This is a genomic window from Streptomyces sp. NPDC059166, assembly GCF_042755185.1.
Taxonomy (GTDB): Bacteria; Actinomycetota; Actinomycetes; order Streptomycetales; family Streptomycetaceae; genus Streptomyces.
The window spans coordinates 42,241-61,090 of record NZ_JBHZCI010000029.1 but is presented as its reverse complement, the minus strand read 5'-3'; the positions used below and the strand labels follow the sequence as shown (position 1 = coordinate 61,090).

Annotated in this window: 15 protein-coding genes; 12 read left to right on the top strand and 3 right to left on the bottom strand. The window is 73.1% G+C overall.

The features are described 5' to 3' along the window. Positions 1-67 precede the first annotated feature (67 nt). Genes ACFXOA_RS21915 through meaB form a run of 3 tightly spaced genes read left to right on the top strand, consistent with a single transcriptional unit; the run spans position 68 to position 5,158 of the window. Complete coding sequence (locus ACFXOA_RS21915; protein WP_385030981.1) at positions 68-1,924, top strand: methylmalonyl-CoA mutase subunit beta; 1,857 nt, start codon at positions 68-70, stop codon at positions 1,922-1,924. Next, a complete protein-coding gene (gene scpA / locus ACFXOA_RS21910) occupies positions 1,924-4,158 on the top strand; it encodes a methylmalonyl-CoA mutase (RefSeq protein ID WP_385030978.1) in 2,235 nt (744 codons plus the stop codon). The genes ACFXOA_RS21915 and scpA overlap by 1 nt, the downstream gene beginning before the upstream one ends. A gap of 10 nt (positions 4,159-4,168) precedes the next feature. Next, positions 4,169-5,158 (top strand): methylmalonyl Co-A mutase-associated GTPase MeaB, encoded by a 990-nt coding sequence (gene meaB, locus ACFXOA_RS21905; protein ID WP_385030975.1) that lies wholly within the window; start codon positions 4,169-4,171, stop codon positions 5,156-5,158. Positions 5,159-5,223: 65 nt separating this feature from the next. Here the strand turns inward: meaB and pgm are convergent, their stop codons facing one another. After that, entirely contained in the window at positions 5,224-6,870 is a 1,647-nt protein-coding gene (gene pgm / locus ACFXOA_RS21900) for a phosphoglucomutase (alpha-D-glucose-1,6-bisphosphate-dependent) (RefSeq protein ID WP_385030972.1), read from the bottom strand. A gap of 744 nt (positions 6,871-7,614) precedes the next feature. Here pgm and ACFXOA_RS21895 point away from each other — a divergent pair. The 9 genes from ACFXOA_RS21895 to ACFXOA_RS21855 all read left to right on the top strand — a co-directional run bounded on the left by ACFXOA_RS21895 (position 7,615) and on the right by ACFXOA_RS21855 (position 17,377). Further along, positions 7,615-8,787 carry a glycosyltransferase family 4 protein gene (locus ACFXOA_RS21895; RefSeq protein ID WP_385030969.1) on the top strand — a complete coding sequence of 391 codons (1,173 nt, stop codon included), beginning with the start codon at positions 7,615-7,617 and terminating at the stop codon, positions 8,785-8,787. After that, positions 8,784-10,274, top strand: a complete 1,491-nt coding sequence (locus ACFXOA_RS21890) for a sugar transferase (protein ID WP_385030966.1) — start codon at positions 8,784-8,786, stop codon at positions 10,272-10,274. Before ACFXOA_RS21895 ends, ACFXOA_RS21890 begins: the two co-directional genes overlap by 4 nt. Before the next feature lie 3 nt (positions 10,275-10,277). Next, positions 10,278-11,636, top strand: a complete 1,359-nt coding sequence (locus ACFXOA_RS21885; protein WP_385030963.1) for an O-antigen ligase family protein — start codon at positions 10,278-10,280, stop codon at positions 11,634-11,636. Continuing rightward, complete coding sequence (locus ACFXOA_RS21880) at positions 11,633-13,249, top strand: lipid II flippase MurJ (protein ID WP_385030960.1); 1,617 nt, start codon at positions 11,633-11,635, stop codon at positions 13,247-13,249. Before ACFXOA_RS21885 ends, ACFXOA_RS21880 begins: the two co-directional genes overlap by 4 nt. Next, on the top strand, positions 13,239-13,991 hold the full coding sequence (locus ACFXOA_RS21875) for a polysaccharide deacetylase family protein (protein ID WP_385030957.1): 753 nt from the start codon (positions 13,239-13,241) through the stop codon (positions 13,989-13,991). The genes ACFXOA_RS21880 and ACFXOA_RS21875 overlap by 11 nt, the downstream gene beginning before the upstream one ends. Beyond that, a complete protein-coding gene (locus ACFXOA_RS21870) occupies positions 13,988-15,133 on the top strand; it encodes a glycosyltransferase (RefSeq protein WP_385030954.1) in 1,146 nt (381 codons plus the stop codon). Before ACFXOA_RS21875 ends, ACFXOA_RS21870 begins: the two co-directional genes overlap by 4 nt. Continuing rightward, entirely contained in the window at positions 15,130-15,798 is a 669-nt protein-coding gene (locus tag ACFXOA_RS21865; RefSeq protein WP_385030951.1) for a YveK family protein, read from the top strand. The genes ACFXOA_RS21870 and ACFXOA_RS21865 overlap by 4 nt, the downstream gene beginning before the upstream one ends. Continuing rightward, the gene (locus tag ACFXOA_RS21860; RefSeq protein ID WP_385030948.1) at positions 15,795-16,961 is read left to right on the top strand and encodes a GNAT family N-acetyltransferase; all 1,167 of its coding nucleotides are present in this window, start codon (positions 15,795-15,797) and stop codon (positions 16,959-16,961) included. The genes ACFXOA_RS21865 and ACFXOA_RS21860 overlap by 4 nt, the downstream gene beginning before the upstream one ends. A gap of 110 nt (positions 16,962-17,071) precedes the next feature. After that, positions 17,072-17,377: a chaplin gene (locus tag ACFXOA_RS21855; RefSeq protein WP_385030945.1), complete on the top strand. Its 306-nt coding sequence runs from the start codon at positions 17,072-17,074 to the stop codon at positions 17,375-17,377. An 84-nt stretch (positions 17,378-17,461) separates the two neighbouring features. Here ACFXOA_RS21855 and ACFXOA_RS21850 read toward each other — a convergent pair whose 3' ends face one another. Continuing rightward, positions 17,462-18,322: a tyrosinase family protein gene (locus tag ACFXOA_RS21850; RefSeq protein WP_385030942.1), complete on the bottom strand. Its 861-nt coding sequence runs from the start codon at positions 18,320-18,322 to the stop codon at positions 17,462-17,464. A gap of 17 nt (positions 18,323-18,339) precedes the next feature. Continuing rightward, complete coding sequence (locus ACFXOA_RS21845; protein ID WP_385030939.1) at positions 18,340-18,813, bottom strand: tyrosinase family oxidase copper chaperone; 474 nt, start codon at positions 18,811-18,813, stop codon at positions 18,340-18,342. Between the last annotated feature and the right edge of the window lie 37 nt (positions 18,814-18,850).

Here is an 18,850-nt window from a genome sequence, read left to right as displayed (position 1 = left end):
TCCGACGAGGGCAAGGTCACAACCGATGCCCCTGCTGCTCCGAAGAGCGCTGACCTAGCATCTGAGCATGACGGTCCTGCCTGCTGACGGGCTTTCGCCGGCCGCCGATCTCCCAGCCCCTTCGCACGACCGTTGGCAGAGCCTTGTAGAGGGCGTCCTGCGCAGGTCGGGCAAGGAGGCCACGGGAGCGGCCGCCGAGGAGGCGCTGTCCACCGCGCTCGGGGACGGGCTCACCGCCCGCCCTCTGTACACCTCCGCCGACGTCTCGCCGGACTCCGGTCTGCCGGGCTTCGCCCCCTTCACCCGGGGAAGCCTGGCCGCCGGGAACGCCCCGGACGGCTGGGACGTGCGCCAGCGTCACGCGCTGACCGACCCCGTGCTGCTGAACGACGCGCTTCTCGCCGACCTGGAGAACGGCGTCACCTCGCTCTGGCTGTCCGTGGGCCGGCCCGGTGGTGTCCCGGTCTCCGGGCTGGCCCGGGCGCTGGAGGGTGTGCTTCTCGACCTGGCGCCCCTGGTCCTGGACGCCGGCGCCGATCCGGGCCCCGCGGCCGGGGAACTGCTCCGCCTCTGCGAGGCCCGCGGCATGGCGAAGGAGTCCGTGCGCGGCGGCCTCGGGATCGATCCCCTCGGGGAGTCCGCCCGCGCGGGAACGCCGCCGGGACTGGAGGCGGCGGTCCACTGGGCGCGGCTGTGCTCCGACGCGTACCCGGGGCTGCGCGCCCTGACGGTCGACGCACTCCCCTACCACGAGGCCGGCGGCTCGGCAGCCGAGGAACTGGGGCTCTCCCTGGCCACCGGTGTGGCGTACCTCCGGGCTCTCACCGGGTCGGGGCTGTCCGTCGAGGAGGCGTGCGGGCAGCTGGAGTTCCGGTACGCGGCGACGGCCGACCAGTTCCTCACGATCGCGAAGCTGCGTGCGGCACGGCGGCTGTGGTCCCGCGTCGCCGAGGTCTGCGGCGCCACGGAGGCGGGGGCCCAGCGCCAGCACGCCGTGACCTCGCCCGTGATGATGACGCGCCGTGACTCGTGGGTGAACATGCTGCGGACCACACTGGCCTGCCTGGGCGCCGGCGTCGGCGGGGCCGGCTCCGTCACCGTGCTGCCGTTCGACCACGCTCTGGGCCTGCCCGACGCGTTCGCGCGGCGGATCGCACGGAACACCTCCACGATCCTGATCGAGGAGTCGCATCTGGCCCGGGTGACGGATCCCGCGGGCGGTTCCTGGTACGTCGAGCGGCTGACCGACGAACTCGCCGTCGCCGCATGGTCGTTCTTCCAGGAGATCGAACGGGCGGGAGGCCAGGCCGAGGCGTTGGCCTCCGGCATGGTCGAGGAACGGCTCGCCACCACCTGGGCGGCCCGCAGCGAGGGCCTGGCGCGGCGGAACGAACCGGTGACCGGGGTCAGTGAGTTCCCGCATCTGGCCGAACGGCCCCTGGAACGCGAGCCGCACCCGGAGGCCGCTCCGGCGGCCGGGCTGCCCCGCGTCCGCCGCGACGAGGCCTTCGAGGGACTGCGGGTCAGGTCGGACGCGCACCTGGCGGCCACCGGAAGCCGGCCCAAGGTGTTCATCGCCGCGCTGGGGCCCGCCGCCGCGCACACGGCCCGGGCCGCCTTCGCGGCGAACCTGTTCCTCGCCGGCGGTGTCGAACCCGTCCACGAGCCGGTCTCCGTGGACGCGTCGACCGTGGGAGCCGCCTTCGCGGCGAGCGGGGCGTCGAGCGCCTGTCTGTGTTCGACGGACGCGCTCTACGCCGAACAGGCCGAAGCCGTCGTGACGGCCCTGCGGGCCGCCGGCGCGCGGCGCGTCTTCCTCGCCGGACGGCCGGAGGAAGCCTCCGGGGCCGACGTCCACGTCTTCGCCGGCTGCGACGTCGTCGCCGTCCTCTCCTCCGAACTCGACCGCATGGGAGTGGCGTGATGCAGCCCCACGAGAACACCGGGGCCGCGCAGCGCCCCGTGCCGGACTTCTCCGGCATCGGCCTGAACGGGGAGACCCCCGCGCCCGTCTCCGAGGAGCGGTGGCGTGCGGAGCTCAAGGAGTCGGCCGGACGGCCCGAGGAGGAACTGCTCTGGGAGACCCCCGAGGGCATCACGGTGAAGCCGCTCTACACCGGGCGCGACCTGGAGGGGCTGGACTTCCTCGGCGGCTACCCGGGCATCGCCCCCTACGTGCGCGGCCCCTATCCGACGATGTACGTCAACCAGCCGTGGACCATCCGCCAGTACGCCGGATTCTCCACGGCCGAGGAGTCCAACGCCTTCTACCGGCGCAATCTCGCGGCCGGGCAGAAGGGCCTGTCCATCGCCTTCGACCTGCCCACCCACCGCGGCTACGACAGCGACCACCCGCGGGTGACGGGGGACGTCGGCATGGCGGGGGTGGCGATCGACTCGATCTACGACATGCGGCAGCTGTTCGACGGCATCCCGCTGGACCGGATGTCGGTGTCGATGACGATGAACGGGGCGGTGCTGCCGGTACTGGCCCTGTACATCGTCGCCGCGGAGGAGCAGGGGGTGCCCCCGGAGAAGCTGGCCGGGACCATCCAGAACGACATCCTCAAGGAGTTCATGGTCCGCAACACCTACATCTATCCGCCGGGCCCCTCGATGCGGATCATCTCGGACATCTTCGCCTTCACCTCGCGGAGGATGCCCCGCTACAACTCCATCTCGATCTCCGGCTACCACATCCAGGAGGCCGGCGCGACGGCCGATCTGGAGCTGGCCTACACCCTGGCCGACGGGGTGGAGTACCTGCGCGCCGGCCGGGAGGCGGGCCTGGACGTCGATGCGTTCGCACCGCGTCTGTCCTTCTTCTGGGCGATCGGCATGAACTTCTTCATGGAGATCGCGAAACTGCGCGCGGCACGCCTCCTGTGGGCCAGGCTGGTGGGCAGGTTCGAACCGAAGAACCCCAAGTCCCTCTCGCTGCGCACCCATTCGCAGACGTCGGGCTGGTCACTCACCGCGCAGGACGTGTTCAACAACGTGACGCGCACGTGTGTGGAGGCGATGGCGGCCACACAGGGGCACACCCAGTCGCTGCACACCAACGCACTCGACGAGGCGCTCGCGCTCCCGACGGACTTCTCTGCGAGGATCGCCCGCAACACCCAGTTGCTGCTCCAGCAGGAGTCCGGGACGTGCCGGGTGATCGACCCGTGGGGCGGCAGCGCCTACGTGGAGCGGCTCACGCACGACCTCGCGGAGCGGGCCTGGCAGCACATCGAGGAGGTCGAGGCGGCGGGCGGCATGGCCAAGGCCATCGACGCCGGTATCCCGAAGCTCCGGATCGAGGAGGCGGCGGCCCGCACGCAGGCGCGTATCGACGCCGGGCGCCAGCCGGTGATCGGCGTGAACAAGTACCGGGTGGAGAGCGACGAGGCGATCGACGTCCTCAAGGTCGACAACTCCTCGGTGCGCGCCCAGCAGGTCGAGAAGCTGCGACGGCTGCGCGAGGAACGGGACGAGGCCGCCTGCCAGGACGCGCTGCGGGCGCTGACCGCGGCGGCCGGGCGGGACCCGGGCCCGGAGCTCGAGGGCAACCTCCTCGCCCTGGCGGTCGACGCGGCCCGGGCGATGGCGACGGTGGGGGAGATCTCGGACGCGCTCGAGAAGGTCTACGGGAGGCACGCGGGCCAGATCCGTACGATCTCCGGGGTGTACCGCAAAGAGGCAGGGGAGTCACCGTCCGTGGAACGCACCCGTACGTCGGTCGACGCCTTCGAGGAGGCCGAGGGGCGGCGTCCGCGGATCCTCGTGGCGAAGATGGGGCAGGACGGCCACGACCGGGGGCAGAAGGTGATCGCCACGGCCTTCGCCGACCTGGGCTTCGACGTCGATGTCGGCCCGCTGTTCCAGACGCCGCGCGAGGTCGCCCGGCAGGCGGTCGAGGCGGACGTCCACATCGTGGGTGTGTCCTCCCTGGCCGCCGGTCACCTCACGCTCGTCCCCGCCCTCCGCGAGGAACTGGCCGCCGAGGGCCGGGAGGACATCATGATCGTGGTGGGCGGGGTGATCCCGCCGCAGGACGTGGAGGCGCTGCACGCGGCCGGCGCCGCCGCGGTGTTCCCGCCGGGGACGGTGATCCCGGACGCGGCCCACGGCCTCGTCGCGCGGCTCGCCGCCTCGCTCGGCCACGAGCTGTGAGCGGTCGGCTGTGGCGGTGAACATCGACGTCGACGCCTACGTCGAGGGCGTGCTCGACGGCAGACGGTCGTTCGTGGCCCGGGCCATCACCCTGGTGGAATCGGTGCGCCCCGATCACCGGGCGCAGGCCCAGCGGCTGCTCGGCGCGCTGCTGCCGCACTCGGGCCGTTCCAGGCGGATCGGGATCAGCGGCGTCCCGGGGGTGGGCAAGTCCACGTTCGTCGACGCCCTGGGAACCATGCTGACGGGCCTCGGGCACCGTGTCGCGGTGCTTGCCGTGGACCCGTCGTCGAGCCGTACGGGGGGTTCGATCCTGGGCGACAAGACCCGGATGGAACGGCTCGCGGTGGACGACCGGGCCTTCGTACGCCCCTCCCCCACGTCCGGCACGCTCGGCGGGGTGGCCAGGGCCACCCGGGAGTCGATCGTGGTGATGGAGGCCGCCGGCTACGACGTGGTGCTGGTGGAGACGGTGGGTGTCGGCCAGTCGGAGACCGCGGTCGCCGGCATGGTCGACACCTTCCTGCTCCTCACCCTGGCCCGCACCGGCGATCAGCTCCAGGGCATCAAGAAGGGGGTCCTGGAGCTGGCCGACGCCGTCGCGGTCAACAAGGCGGACGGTCCGCACGAGCGCGACGCGCGTTCCGCCGCACGCGAACTGGCGGGCGCGCTGCGGCTGATGCACCCGGTGGACGCGGCGTGGACGCCTCCGGTGCTGACGTGCAGCGCCAGGGAATCGACCGGGCTGGACGCGCTGTGGGAGCGGCTGGAGCAGCACCGCACGCTGCTGGAGTCGACCGGCCGGCTGGCGGAGAAGCGCAGTGAGCAGCAGGTGGCCTGGACCTGGGCGATGGTCCGCGACGAGCTGCTGGACGCCCTCCGAGGCCACCCGGAGGTGCGGTCGCTCGCTCCGGTCGTGGAACAGCGGGTCCGGGAGGGCGAGCTGACGGCCACGCTGGCGGCCGAGCAGATCCTGCGCGCCTTTCGCGGGGAGCGCTGAGGGCCCCCGGCGCCGACGGTCTCCCGAGAGGCCGTGGGCCCGGGGATCCGGGCCCACGGCCTGCCTCAGCCCGCCGATCCCAGTGCGTCGGAGACCAGGGTCCGGGCCTCGTCCTGCACCCTGGCGAGGTGCTCGGGCCCCTGGAAGCTCTCCGCGTACACCTTGTACACGTCCTCCGTGCCTGAGGGCCGTGCCGCGAACCAGGCGTTCTCCGTGCAGACCTTGAGCCCGCCGATGGCCGCACCGTTGCCCGGCGCCTCGGTGAGGACCGCGGTGACCGGCTCTCCCGCGAGGGTTCCGGCGGTGACCTGCTCGGGTGAGAGCCTGGCCAGGACCGCCTTCTGCTCGCGGCTCGCGGGGGCGTCGATCCTGGCGTAGGCCGGGTCACCGAACCTGCCGGTGAGTTCGCGGTAGTGCTGGGAGGGCGTCGAGCCCGTGACGGCGGTGATCTCCGAGGCGAGCAGGGCGAGCAGGATGCCGTCCTTGTCGGTGGTCCACACCCGGCCGTCCCGGCGCAGGAAGGACGCCCCGGCGGACTCCTCCCCGCCGAAGCCGAGGGTTCCGCCGAAGAGGCCGTCGACGAACCACTTGAATCCGACGGGGACCTCCACGAGCGGGCGCCCGAGGTCGGTGGCGACCCGGTCGATCATGGAGGAGGAGACGAGTGTCTTGCCGATGCCCGTGCCGGCCGGCCAGTTCTCCCGGTGGGTGTAGAGGTAGCGGATCGCGACGGCCAGATAGTGGTTGGGGTTCATCAGACCCCCGTCGGGGGTGACGATGCCGTGCCGGTCGGCGTCGGCGTCGTTGCCGGTGGCGATGGTGTAGGCGTCGCGCTTCTCGATCAGGGAGGCCATGGCGTGGGGGGAGGAGCAGTCCATCCGGATCTTCCCGTCCCAGTCCAGCGTCATGAAACGCCAGGTGGGGTCGGCCAGGGGGTTGACCACCGTGAGGTCCAGCCCGTGCCGTTCGGCGATACGGCCCCAGTAGGCGACCGAGGCGCCGCCGAGCGGGTCCGCCCCGATCCGGATTCCGGCGTCGCGCACCGCGTCCAGGTCGAGGACGGCCGGGAGGTCGTCGACGTAGCCGGTGAGGAAGTCGTGCCGGCCCGTGGTGCCGGCGGCGAGGGCCCTGGCGTGGGTGACCCTGCGGACCTCCTTCAGCCCGCCCTCGATCAGGGCGTTGGCGCGGTCCTGGATCCACGACGTGGCGTCGGAGCCCGCCGGGCCGCCGTGCGGCGGGTTGTACTTGAAGCCGCCGTCGGCGGGCGGGTTGTGCGACGGGGTGACGACGATTCCGTCGGCGAGGCCGGACGTGCGGTCCCTGTTGTACGTCAGGATGGCGTGCGACACGGCGGGGGTGGGTGTGTAGCCGTCGTCGGAATCGATCAGGACCGTGGCCCCGTTGGCTGCCAGCACCTCGAGGGCGGTGATCCGGGCGGGTTCGGACAGGGCGTGGGTGTCGGCGCCGAGGAACAGGGGTCCGTCGGTGCCCTGGCGGGCCCGGTATTCGCAGATGGCCTGCGTGGTGGCCGCGATGTGGTCGTCGTTGAACGCCGCCGCGAACGCGGATCCGCGGTGCCCCGAGGTACCGAACGCCACCCGCTGGCCGGGGTCGGCCGGATCGGGCCGGAGCGTGTAGTAGGCGGTCACCAGGCGTGCCACGTCCACCAGGTCTCCGGGCTGCGCCGGCTGACCGGCACGTTCGTGAACCATCTGTTCTCCTCTTGTCCTCGTCGGCCGTTCGCTGACCGTGACCGGGGACCGTCGTCCCCCGTCGCACCCGATACTGCCCCGTCGACGGTGCTCACCGGTACACGGCACCCGAGGGCGGCCCCGAGGCCGGCCGGTGACGCGGACCCCGGCATCCGGGAGCACGCGGCAGCCCCGGTCCGGGCACCCCGCCTCGCACTCGGAGCCCTCGCGCACGTCCGGTGCGCGGCCGCGCGGCCCTGACGTGGGTCATGGGCGACGCGGTGCGCGGTCCCGCAGGCCAGGACGGCACCGCCTTCGGTGCGCGGGACGGAGGGCCGCACCGGTGCGGTCCCCCGGCCCCGGTCCGCTTCGCACGGGACAGGCCCGGGAATGCCGCGCCCGAATGGCGGACACGACGGAGCGAGGAATTGCGAGTCACAACTCCGCGCCGAATTCGGCGTAATACCGCTCGGCACCTCCGAGCCCCGCAGGTGCGCCGAGGGTGTTCGGCCGGGCCATCATGCGACACCGTTCAGGACGGTTACTGTCAGCGGCGTCTGACACGCCGTCGCATTCGGTAACCGGTGGTCGGGGGCGTCGGCGGCGGCGATCCACGAAGACACGAACGCGAGTCCTCCGTGTTTTCCCAGGCACTCTCTGCCACAGTGCAATTCGGTTTTACCTACTTGATCCCCGCCACCAATTGCCTGCCGCCGGTGCATTCCCGAAACCGGCTCTTCGGGGTCCTGTGAAAGAGAGCCGTGCGTGCTGCAGAAGAGTTGCACCGATGAGAAACGACTGACGGTCCTCCACCTGGTCCAGCCGGTCGAAGGGGGCGTCGCGCGAGTCGTGACCGACCTCGTGGCGGCACAGGTCCGGGCCGGACTGCGGCCCGTCGTGGCCTGCCCGCCGGACGGGCCGCTGGCGGACGGGGCGGCCACCGCCGGCGCCCGGGTGTATCCCTGGCCCGCGGGGCGCTCGCCCGGTCCACGCCTCGCCCGGGAAGTCCTCACCGCCGCCCGTCTGGTGCGCGCGTGTGCTCCTGACGTCGTCCACGCCCACAGCGCGAAGGCGGGACTCGCGGGCCGTCTGGCCGTGCGGGGCACGGTTCCGACGGTGTTCCAGCCTCATGCCTGGTCGTTCGAGGCGCTGGAGGGCCGGGCCGCCGAACTCGCCGCCGCCTGGGAACGGTACGGGGCCCGATGGAGCGACCGCATCCTCTGCGTCAGCGAGTCCGAGCGGAGGAGGGGCCAGCACGCGGGTATCAGGGCACGCTGGTCGGTGATCCGCAACGGCATCGACCTCGGCCGCTTCCGTCCTGCCCACGGGGACCGCACGGCTGCCCGCGCCTGCCTCCCGTCACGTGCCGGACTCCCGGCGGGCGCCCCGCTCGTCGTGTGTGTCGGGCGCCTGAGCCGGCAGAAGGGACAGGATCTGCTGCTGCGGGCCTGGCGCACGGCGTCGGTGGGTGACGCCCGGCTGGTCCTGGTGGGCGACGGTCCGTGCGCGGACGAGCTGCGCCGGGCGGCACCGCCGGGGGTGGTCTTCGCCGGGGCCGCGGCGGACGTGCGGCCCTGGGTCAGGGCGGCCGACCTGCTGGTCCTGCCGTCGCGCTGGGAGGGGATGGCCCTGGCCCCGCTCGAGGCCATGGCCTGCGGCACGCCGGTGCTGCTGACCGATGTGGACGGGGCGAGGGAGAGCCTTCCCCCGGAGCACCTTCCCCACTGCCTCGTACCGCCCGAGGACCCGGCCGCCCTTGCGTCCGCGCTGACCACGCTGCTCGGCGACGCCGCACTGCTGGCGGAACTGGGCCGCACCGCTCAGGCGCGTACCCGGTCGGTCTTCGACGTCACCAGGACCGCCGGTGCGGTCCTGACCCTCTATCAGGAACTTGTCGGCCTGTCCCGCCCCACGACGAGGAAGCGCACCGAGCGATGACGACGGAGAGTGCCCCTGTCCCCCGAGCCGCCCAGGCCACCGCCGTACGGCGTGCCGCCTCGGCGATCCGCCCGCAACGCAGCGGCGACGACGGCGCCCCGGTTCCGCGGCGCGCCGCGGGGGCGTGGCGCCGCGGCGCTCCCGCCGCCCTGCTCGCCTCCGACGTGCTGGCCCTTGGCCTGGCCGCGGCGCTTGCCGCCCCCGGAGGCTGGCCGGTGACCGTCCTTCTCGCGCAGGCCGCCGTCCAGGTGCTCCTGCACGCCCACCGGGGGCTCTACCGGACGGGACTGTCCCCTTCCGTCCTGGCCGAGCTTCCCGCGCTGACCGGGCTGGCCGTCGCCCAGTGGTACATCGTCGCCGAGGTGGTCTCCGCCCTGGCCCCCCGTCACTCGACGGGCTGGGCGGCGCTCGCGTGCGCGGCGGGAGTCCAGATCGCGGTGAGCTGCGGGGCGCGGGCCTTCGTGCACCGCGGGGTGCTGTGGTCGGCCGCGCGTCATCCGCGCTCCACCCTCGTCGTGGGCGACGGCCCTCTCGCCGACGCCGTCGTCGCCGTACTCCAGGAGCACGGCCGTTACGGCATGCGGCCGGTCGGCAGGGTCACCGGCGCCGGTCAGGACACCGAGGTGACGGCGGACGCGGGTGCCGGCGAGGCACCGCTGCCGGTCCTGGCCTCGGTGCAGGACGCCGGCAGGGCCGTCGTGCAGAACTCCGTACGGCATGCCGTCTTCACCGTGCCGCCCGAGGCCGCACCGGACGGGGAGGAGCTGTTCTCCCTGTTCACCCGGCACGGATGCAGGGTCTGGCTGATCAGCGATCAGGGAACGGTGGTGCGCTCCCGGACCGCACCACGCCCCGACCACGTCTGGGGGTTCGCGGTCCACTCACTGCACCCGGCGGCGGGCCGATGGCCGGCCCGGCTGGTGAAACGCGCGATGGACGCCGTCCTGGCGTCGGCCGCGCTGGTGGTGGCCTTCCCGGTGATGGCCGCCTGCGCACTCGCCGTGCGGGTGTGCGACGGACCCGGGGTGATCTTCCGCCAGGAACGTATCGGCGAGTCCGGACGCCCCTTCGTGCTGCTGAAGTTCCGCACCCTGCGTCCGGCCGACGAGAACGAGTCCGCCACGCGGTGGAACGTCGCGTCGGACGGACGCATGAGCCGGGCGGGCAGGCTGTTGCGCAGGACGTCGCTCGACGAGCTGCCCCAGCTGTGGAACGTCGTCCGCGGCGACATGAGCCTCGTCGGACCGCGTCCCGAACGCCCGTACTTCGTCTCGCAGTTCAGCAGGACTCACCCCGGTTACCGGGCACGGCACCGGATGCCGGTCGGCATCACGGGGCTGGCGCAGGTCAACGGTCTGCGGGGGGACACGTCGATCGAGGACCGGGCCCGCTTCGACAACCGGTACATCGAGACGTGGTCGCTGTGGCAGGACATGTGCGTGCTGGCGCGCACGGCCGGCTCGGTGTTCAGGCTCGGAGGCAGCTGAACCGTGGCCCTCACCGTAACCGCCGCGCCCGCCCCGCCGACCGCCCGGGAGGCCACGCCTCCCGGCGGCCCGGGCCACCGGTGGACCTTGCTTCCGCTGATCGCGGCGGTTCTCCTCGTGGCTCTTCCGCCGGGCACCCTGGGGGACGGACCGGCCGGAGTCCCGGTGGCCGACCTCGTGTCGGGTGCGGCCGTGCTCGTCTGCGCCGGCCGGCTGCTCCTCCTCCGGCGGCGTCCGCTCTCCCCCACCGCGGCGGCGGTGCTGGGGCTGCCCGTGGTGGGTCTGGCGGTGGCCACGGTCACCGCCGCGGACCCCGTGGCGGCCCTGCCGGGTTTCGTCCGGTACCTGCAGGTCTTCGTCCTCGTGCCCGCCACCGTGGTCCTGCTGCTCAGGAACGCCCGGGACTTCCGGGTGCTCGCGGGCGCCCTGGTCGTGCTGGCGTCGATCGAGGGCGGGGTCGGAGTCCATCAGTACGTGACGGGCTCCGGGGCCTCCTACATGGGTGAGGAGATCCGCGCGGTCGGCACGTTCGGGCCCGGTGACGTCATGGGGATGGCCACGGTGGTCGGCTACGGCCTGGTGGCGGCCACCGCGTTCGCCCTGCGCGGGTCCCCGGGAGCGACCGGCCGGGCCAGGCTGTGGGCCGGTGCCACCGCCGCGCTGCTGGCCGTCCCGCTCACGCTCTCCTTCAGCCGCGGCGCGTGGATCGCGACGGCGGCGGGGGCCGTCGCCGTGATCGTGCTGACCGGGCTGCGGCAGGCCGTGCGCGCCCTCGCGGTGACCGGAGCCGCCGCTGTCGTACTCGTCGGCGGCTTCGGCATCGGTTCCGACATGATCGCCCAGCGGCTCACCAGCATCACGGAGGTCACCAGCGCGCCCGACCGGTCCGTCAACGACCGCTACACCATGTGGGCCGCCGCCACCGGGATGTGGCGTGAGCAGCCGGCGACCGGAGTCGGCCTGAAGGGCTTCCCGGCGCACCGGGACGGCCATGCCTCGATCGGGCTCTCCTCCGGCAGCGACACGGAGGGGGCGGGCCAGGAGTTCCGCAGGCAGCCGCTGCTCTCCCCCCACAACATGTATCTGCTGGTGCTCAGCGAGCAGGGGCTCGTCGGCTGCGTCCTCCTCGCCGGATCGTGGCTCGCCCTCCTGGCCGCCGGAATCCGCCGACTGGCGCGGGCACGTGCCGGCGGGTCGGCGGCACTCGACTGCGGCCTCGTGGCCGTCGGCCTGATGACATGGCAGACGGTCGACTTCCTGTACGCGGACATCGGCGGCCCCTCCACCCTCCTGACCGGGATCGTGCTCGGTCTCGCCGCCTGGTGGGCACTGGCCGCCCACGAGGGGGCGACCGCCGGGTGAGTGGTACGACGACCGGGCCCGCCGCGGAGAGGACAGCCGTCGGGGCTGAGGTTCCCGGGACCCCGGCACGGTCCGGGGGCCTGCTGGCCCGCGCGGTGGGCGGGGCCGCGGGACTGACCGTGGTGGCCGCGCTGCTGGGGCTCGTACGCGACCAGGCCGTCGCCCGGCTCTTCGGCGCCAGCCACGCCAGCGACGCCTTCCTGATCGCCTGGACCGTACCCGAGATGGCGGCGACCCTGCTGATCGAGGACGGTATGGCGCTGCTGCTGGTGCCCGCGTTCAGCCTGGCCCTGACGCGGCGCGCGGCCGGCGGCCACGCACAGGACCCGGTGCGGGCGCTCGTGGCCGACACCCTCCCCCGGCTGTTCGCCACGCTTGCCTGCGCGGGCGGTCTGCTGGTGTGGGGGGCTCCCTGGGCCGTCGGCGTGCTCGCCCCCGGGCTGGACGATCCCCGGCTCGCCGTGGACTGCACCCGCCTGACGGCCGTGACCGTCCTCACCTTCGGCGTCACCGGCTACTTCAGTGCCGCGCTGCGGGCGCACGGCCGTTTCCTGGCGCCGGCCGGCGTCTACATCGCGTACAACATCGGGATCATCGCGACGACCCTGGCGCTGCACTCCCTCTGGGGGGTGCGTGCTGCGGCCGCGGGCGTGGCTCTCGGCAGTCTGCTGATGATCCTGACCCTGCTGCCCGCGTTCGTCCGGCTGATGCCCCGCCGGCGTGCCGGCCGGAGGGTGAGGGGGCGTGGCCCCGCCCTGCTCGGAGCCACGGTGCTGGCGCCGGTCGTGCTGTTCGTGGTGAGCCGTCAGGCGCAGGTGCTCGTCGAGCGGATCCTGGCCTCCTCCCTGCCGGACGGGGCGATCTCGCACCTGAACTACGCGCAGAAGGTGGCTCAGCTGCCGATGGTGCTGTCGATGATGATCTGCACGGTGACCTTCCCCCTCGTCGCGCGGGCCATGGCCTCCGGCGACGCGGAGGGGGCGCGCCGCCGGGTGGAGCGTGACCTCGCGCTCGCCGGGACGGTGGTGCTGCTCGGTACCGCCACGGTTCTCGGCTGCGCGGAGCAGATCGTCGAAGTCCTCTTCCAGCGCGGGGCCTTCGACGCCGCCGACACCGCGGCGACGGCGGCGGTCATGCGGGTCTACGCGCTGGGGCTGCTCGGCCACACCCTGGTCGGCGCCCTGTGCAGGCCGTACTTCTCGGCCGGGCGGCCCACCTGGTACCCCCTGGGCGCCATGGCCGCCGGACTCCTCGTCACCACCCTGGCCGGTCTTCTGCTGACAGGTCCGTTCGGCGTCGAGGGCATCGCCGCCGCCAACGCCGTCGGCATCACCACCGCGGCGCTGCTGATGCTGCTGGGCCTGGGCTCACGGGCGGTCGCCGTGCGGGCCGGTGCCGTCGCGTTCTCGTTGACCCGTCCGGTGGTGGCGGCCGCGGCGGCGGCCGGCGCCGGACGGCTCGCGGCGGACCTGGCGCCCGGGCCCGTCGTGGGCCTGGCGGTCTGCTGTGCCGTGATCCCCGCGGCGTTCCTCCTCACGGCTCTCGCGCTCAGGGCGCCCGAAGCCCTTCATCTGATGGCACTCATCCGACAGAGGTTCCCCCATGGCCGCTGACACCTCGGCACTCCCCTCCCGTACGCTGCCCCGCCGTTCACCGCCGTGGATCCTGACCTACCACTCGGTGGGCGACCCCGTCGACGATCCGTACGGCATCACCGTCTCCGCGGACCGGCTGGACGAACAGCTGACCCGGCTGCGGCGCCGCGGCCTGACCGGCGTGGGCATCTCGGAGCTGCTGCGCGCACGGGCCGCCGGACGGCGCGGCCTGGTCGGGCTGACCTTCGACGACGGGTACGCGGACTTCCTCGACGAGGCGCTCCCCGTACTGCTGTCGCACGGCTGCTCGGCGACGGTCTTCGTGCTTCCCGGCAGACCCGGCGGGTCCAACGAGTGGGACCCGCTCGGCCCGCGCAAGCCCCTGCTCACCGAGGAGGGCGTGCTCACCCTGGCCGCGTCGGGCATGGAGATCGGATCGCACGGCATGTTCCACCGGGATCTGACGGCGCTGTCCGACGACGAACTGCGCGCGGAGACGCACGGCAGCCGGGAGGCCCTCGGCCGGATCCTCCGGCAGCCCCCGGAGGGATTCTGCTATCCGTACGGGACGGTGGACCGCCGAGTGGTCGAGTCGGTGCGGGAGGCCGGCTACACCTACGGCTGCGCGCTCGTCCCCGGCTCCCTCTCGGGCCCGCTCGCCCTTCCGCGCACGCACATCAGCCACGCGGACCGCGGAGCGCGCCTGCGGGCCAAGGAGGTGCGGCACCGGCTGCGCAACCGGTCCGGTGAGGCCGGATGAGGGCACTGCACGTCATCACGGGCCTGGGCATCGGCGGGGCGGAGCAGCAGTTGCGTCTGCTGCTGCGTCACCTGCCGGCGCGCTGCGACGTCGTGACGCTCACCAACCCCGGTGCGGTCGCCCGGGGTCTTCGCGAGGACGGCGTGCACGTCCGGGACCTGGGGATGCGGAGCAACCGGGATCTCGGCGCGGTGCCGAGGCTCGCCGGGCTCATCCGCCGCGGCGGCTACGACCTCGTGCACACGCACCTCTACCGCGCCTGCGTCTACGGCAGGATCGCCGCGCGTCTGGCCGGGACCACCGTGGTCTCCACGGAGCACTCGCTGGGAGACGCGGAGATCGAGGGCCGGCCGCTGACCCGGGGCACCAGGGAGCTGTACCTGCGCACCGAGCGGCTGGGGGCGGCGACGGTCGCCGTGTCCGACACCGTCGCAGGCCGGCTGCGTGCCTGGGGTGTACCGGCCGCCCGGATCCACACGGTCCCCAACGGCATCGACGTGGCCGCCTTCCGCTTCGACCCGGAGCGCCGACGCACCACCCGTCACCTGCTGGGCCTGCCCGAGGCGGCCTTCGTGGTGGGAGGCGTGGGCAGACTCGTCCCCGGCAAACGCTTCGACCTCCTTGTCCGCGCGGTCGCCGCCCTCCCCGGCGCGTGGCTCGTGGTGGCGGGCGCCGGGCCCGAGGACGCCTCGCTGCGCGCCCTCGCGGCCCGTCTCGGCGCCGCCGCCCGGGTGCGGTTCCTCGGTGAGTGCGGTACCACCGACGCGGTCCCCGGGGTCCCCGATGTGCTGAGCGCCGCCGACGTGTTCGTCTCGGCGTCCCGCGAGGAGTCCTTCGGGCTCGCCTGCGTCGAGGCGCTGGCGGCCGGCCTGCCCGTGGTGTACGCCGCATGCCCCGCCGTCGAGGACCTCCCGGCAGGCAGCCGGGGTGCGGGCACCACGCGGATCGGGGCCGCTCCGGGGGATCCCGAGGAGCTGAGGGCTGTCCTGCGGCGCCACATGGACAGGGGCACCCCCAGGCTGCCGCCGCCGGCGGCAGTGGACCACTACGACATCAGGCTCAGCAGCCGGCGCCTCATGAGCGTCTACGCACAGGCCACCGGCCTGACCACCGTTCCCCAGACCGAGAGAGCACACCCATGACCGAGTCGCCCGAGCAGCAGCCGGCCGTCCCCGGACGGTTCCGCAGGCTGCGTCCCGCTTTCGCACCGCCCCGCTGGTGGCCCCTGCCCGCCTGCGCCCTGCTCGGGGCCGCCTGCGGATTCTCGTACGGGCTGCTCGCCACACCCGAGTACGCCTCGACCGGGTACGTGATGGTGACCGCCGGCAAGGGCACCGATCCCGCCGCGGCACTGGGGTACGCCCAGTCGTACGGCCGGCTCGCCACCAGCGACGCCACACTCGCCTACGCCAAGGGAGCCGCCGGGGAACCGGTGCGCGAACTGCGGACGCACGTGCGGTCCGAGACTTCCCCGGACTCACCCATGATCGCGGTCACCGGTACGTCGGCGGACCGTGACCGCGCCTCGGACATCGCCAACGCGGTGACCGAGGCCCTGGTCGTCTCCGGCGGGCACGTGGCCAAGGACACCGGCGTGAAGCTGGTCAAGTTCTCGCACGCCGTGCCCCCCACCGATCCCGCCTCCCCGTCCACACCGCTCGGCACGGCCGTGGGTGCCAGCGCGGGAGGGCTGGCCGGCGCGCTCGTGCTGCTCGTACGTCCGCGCCCCGCCCGCCGGGACGTCACCGCGCAGGTTCCGGGTCCGTCCCACGGCGGCTCGGCCGAGGAGAGGGAATTCGTACGATGAACACCGACCGCCGGGGACGGATCACCGTCACCCTCTGCAGGGATCTGCCGGACTTCGCCGACCTCGCCCCCGAGTGGGACGCGCTGCACCGTCGCTGCCCCACCGCCACACCGTTCCAGAGCCACGCCTGGCTCCACTCGTGGTGGCTCTCCTACGGGACCCCCGGCCGGCTCCGGGTCCTCCTGGCGCGCAGGGACGGACGCCTCATCGGGGCGGCCGCCCTGATGCTGGTGCACCGGCCGGTGCCCCTGCTGGTGCCGTTGGGGGGCCCGATCTCGGACTTCTTCGACATCCTGGTGGACGGCGAGGACACCCCGGCGGCGGTCGCCGCGCTGGAGCGGGGCCTGGACCGGGCGGCCGCGCACACGGTCGTGGACCTGCGTGAGGTACGTCCCGACGCCTCGGCGAACCTGCTCTTCGAGCAGTGGTCCGGCGCCCGGAGCAGCCTCACGGACTCGACGTGCATGGAGCTGCCGGGCGAGCCCATCGACGCCCTCATCGGCCGGATGAGCGGTTCCCGGGCCCAGCGGGCGAGGGCCAAACTGCGCAGGATCGACACGCTGGGCATCGAGTGCCGCCCGGCGTCCGTGCACCGTGTGTCGGGAGCCATCGGCAATCTGCTGAGGCTGCACGAACTCCAGTGGCTCGGCCGGGGGGTGAACCCGGAGCACCTGCGGTCCCGGTTCTGCGCGCATCTGGTGCGTTCGACGCGCCGGATGGTGCGGGACGGCGAGGCCACGGTCCGGGAGTTCGTGCTCGACGGGGAGGTGGTGGCCGCCGATCTGTCGTACCGGTCGGCGCGGCTGACCGGGTGTTATCTCTACGGCGCCGACCCCCGGCTCAGGGAGCGGAAGGTGGACGTCTCCTCGATGCTGCTCCGCGAGATCGCCAGGGAGGCGGGTGAGCTGGAGCTCGGCGTGCTCAGCCTGCTGCGCGGCTCGGAGCAGTACAAGACCAACTGGGGTCCCGTGCCGGTCGTCAACCGGCGTCTGCTGCTGGCCCGCTCCTCGCTCGAGCCGCTGCTGCGGCTGCGCGAGAGCCAGGTCAACGTGCGGGACATGGCCGCACGGACGGTGAAGGCCCGCTTCCCCGGCGCCCGGGACTGGCGGGTCCGGCTGAACGAGCTCCCCTCCGCCGGACTCGCGCTCATCGGCCGGAGTTGAGCCGTGATGATGACTTTTGCGGTGATCCGTTACCGTCTGTCGAGTTCCGCGTTGAAAGGGCATACCGGCCGCCGCTCGGCAGCCGGTCCCGATCCTTACAAGGAGAACTGATGTCGCGTATCTCGAAGGTGGCCGCTGTCATGGCAGGTACCGGTGCCCTGATCGCCGGCGGCGCCGGCATGGCTGCCGCCGACGCCGGAGCGGACGCGGTCGCGGCCCACTCCCCCGGTGTCATTTCGGGCAACGCCGTCCAGGTGCCGGTCAACATCCCGGTCAACGTCTGCGGCAACACGGTCAACGTGATCGCCCTGCTGAACCCGTCCTTCGGCAACACCTGCGCCAACGTGTCCGACAGCCACGCGGACAAGCACGAGGACAAGCACGAGGACGAGGGCGAGTACGGCTACGGTCACTGACCGGGCCTCGTCACCTTCAGGGCCTCCCCGCTCCGCCTCCGTGCGGAGCGGGGAGGCCCTGCCCCGTTTCCGGGACGGATTCCCTCAGACGTACCGGTAGAACCGGGTGTGGTCCATGAGCCGGGAGGGGGGCACGTCCCACGGCGGCATCGGCCGGTCGAGCGGGAAGACCCGGTCGGACTGCGGGTCCTCCGCCGGAAGCGCGCGGGCCGGCAGGTACCGGGAGCGGGGATGGGCCTTCTGCCAGCGCGCCCACAGCAGGTCGATGAACGCGTGGTGCAGCCAGAAGACCGGGTCGTCGGGCGAGGCCGCGCCCGCCATCGACCCTCCGATCCAGCGGTGCACCCGGTTGTGGTTCGCCACGCCACGGCCCCCTCGGATTCCCCAGCCCTCGATCCGGTTCCGGAAGCCCGTGGTGCTGACGCTGTTCCAGGGTGCGGCGTCGTAGACGGGGTCCTTCAGGGCGCGTTCCACCTCGCCCGCACCGGGGAGGGTGACGGGCGACGACGGCCTGCCGAAGTTGCGCCGGAGGAACGGGTCGTCCGTGACTCCGGCGCGGATCCGCCAGTTGCCCTGGCGGTAGGCGAACGGCCCGGTCATCACCTGCCGGTCGCCGGGTCTGCCGTTGCCCCCGAGGAAGTCGTCCCCCCAGAGGGAGGCACTCGCCGTGCCGTCCCGCGTCCAGTCCCAGTAGGGCAGGGACACCCGGGGGTCCACGGACCGCAGGGCCGTCTCGAATTCGATCAGGTACTGACGGTGCCACGGGAAGAAGGACGGCGTCATGTGCGCGGGCCGCGGCCCGCTCTCGCTGTCCGTGACGTAGTACTGACGGTGCAGTGCGACGAATTCGTCGTAGCGGCCGGAGCGTTTGAGCTCGAGAATCGCGTCGACGAGTCGTTTCTTCTCCGTGCGTGTGAGATCGCGTTGGTTCTTCCGGCTGTGCACGTGACCGTCCTCCGGGCTCAGATGGTGTGCGGGGAGGCGGCCGACAGCTGGGCCTCACCGAGCTCGTCGACCGCCGCTCGGGCCGTCTCGAGGAGGGTCGGGAACGACTCGTAGTGGTTGACGGCGCTGAGGTAGCTGCCGTCCGCCCTCCGCATCACGTGCAGGCTCCGTCCGTCGACCCGCACGTCGATGCCGGGCACGGCGGCCACGGTCCCGGCCTCGGCCGCCCCGTGCTGCGCGCCCGCGGGCACCACGGCCGTCGCCGTGCCCTGGATCTCCCGGCCCCGGTAGACCTCGGAGAACCGTTCGGGACCGACCGCGTCGCGTCCCGGTACGGGGCCGGCAGGCGCCGCACCGTGGAGGACGACGGGGGCGAGCGCGGCGCCCGTTCCGGCGATCACGGCCGCGGTGAAGGCGGTGCGCAGCACGGCCCGGCGCCCCGCTCCCGGGGTGCCGGACGGCTCGTGCTCGGTGCTGTCGCTCGGCTTCATGGTGGGTGTACCTCCCTCTCGTCCGCTCCTGCGAGAT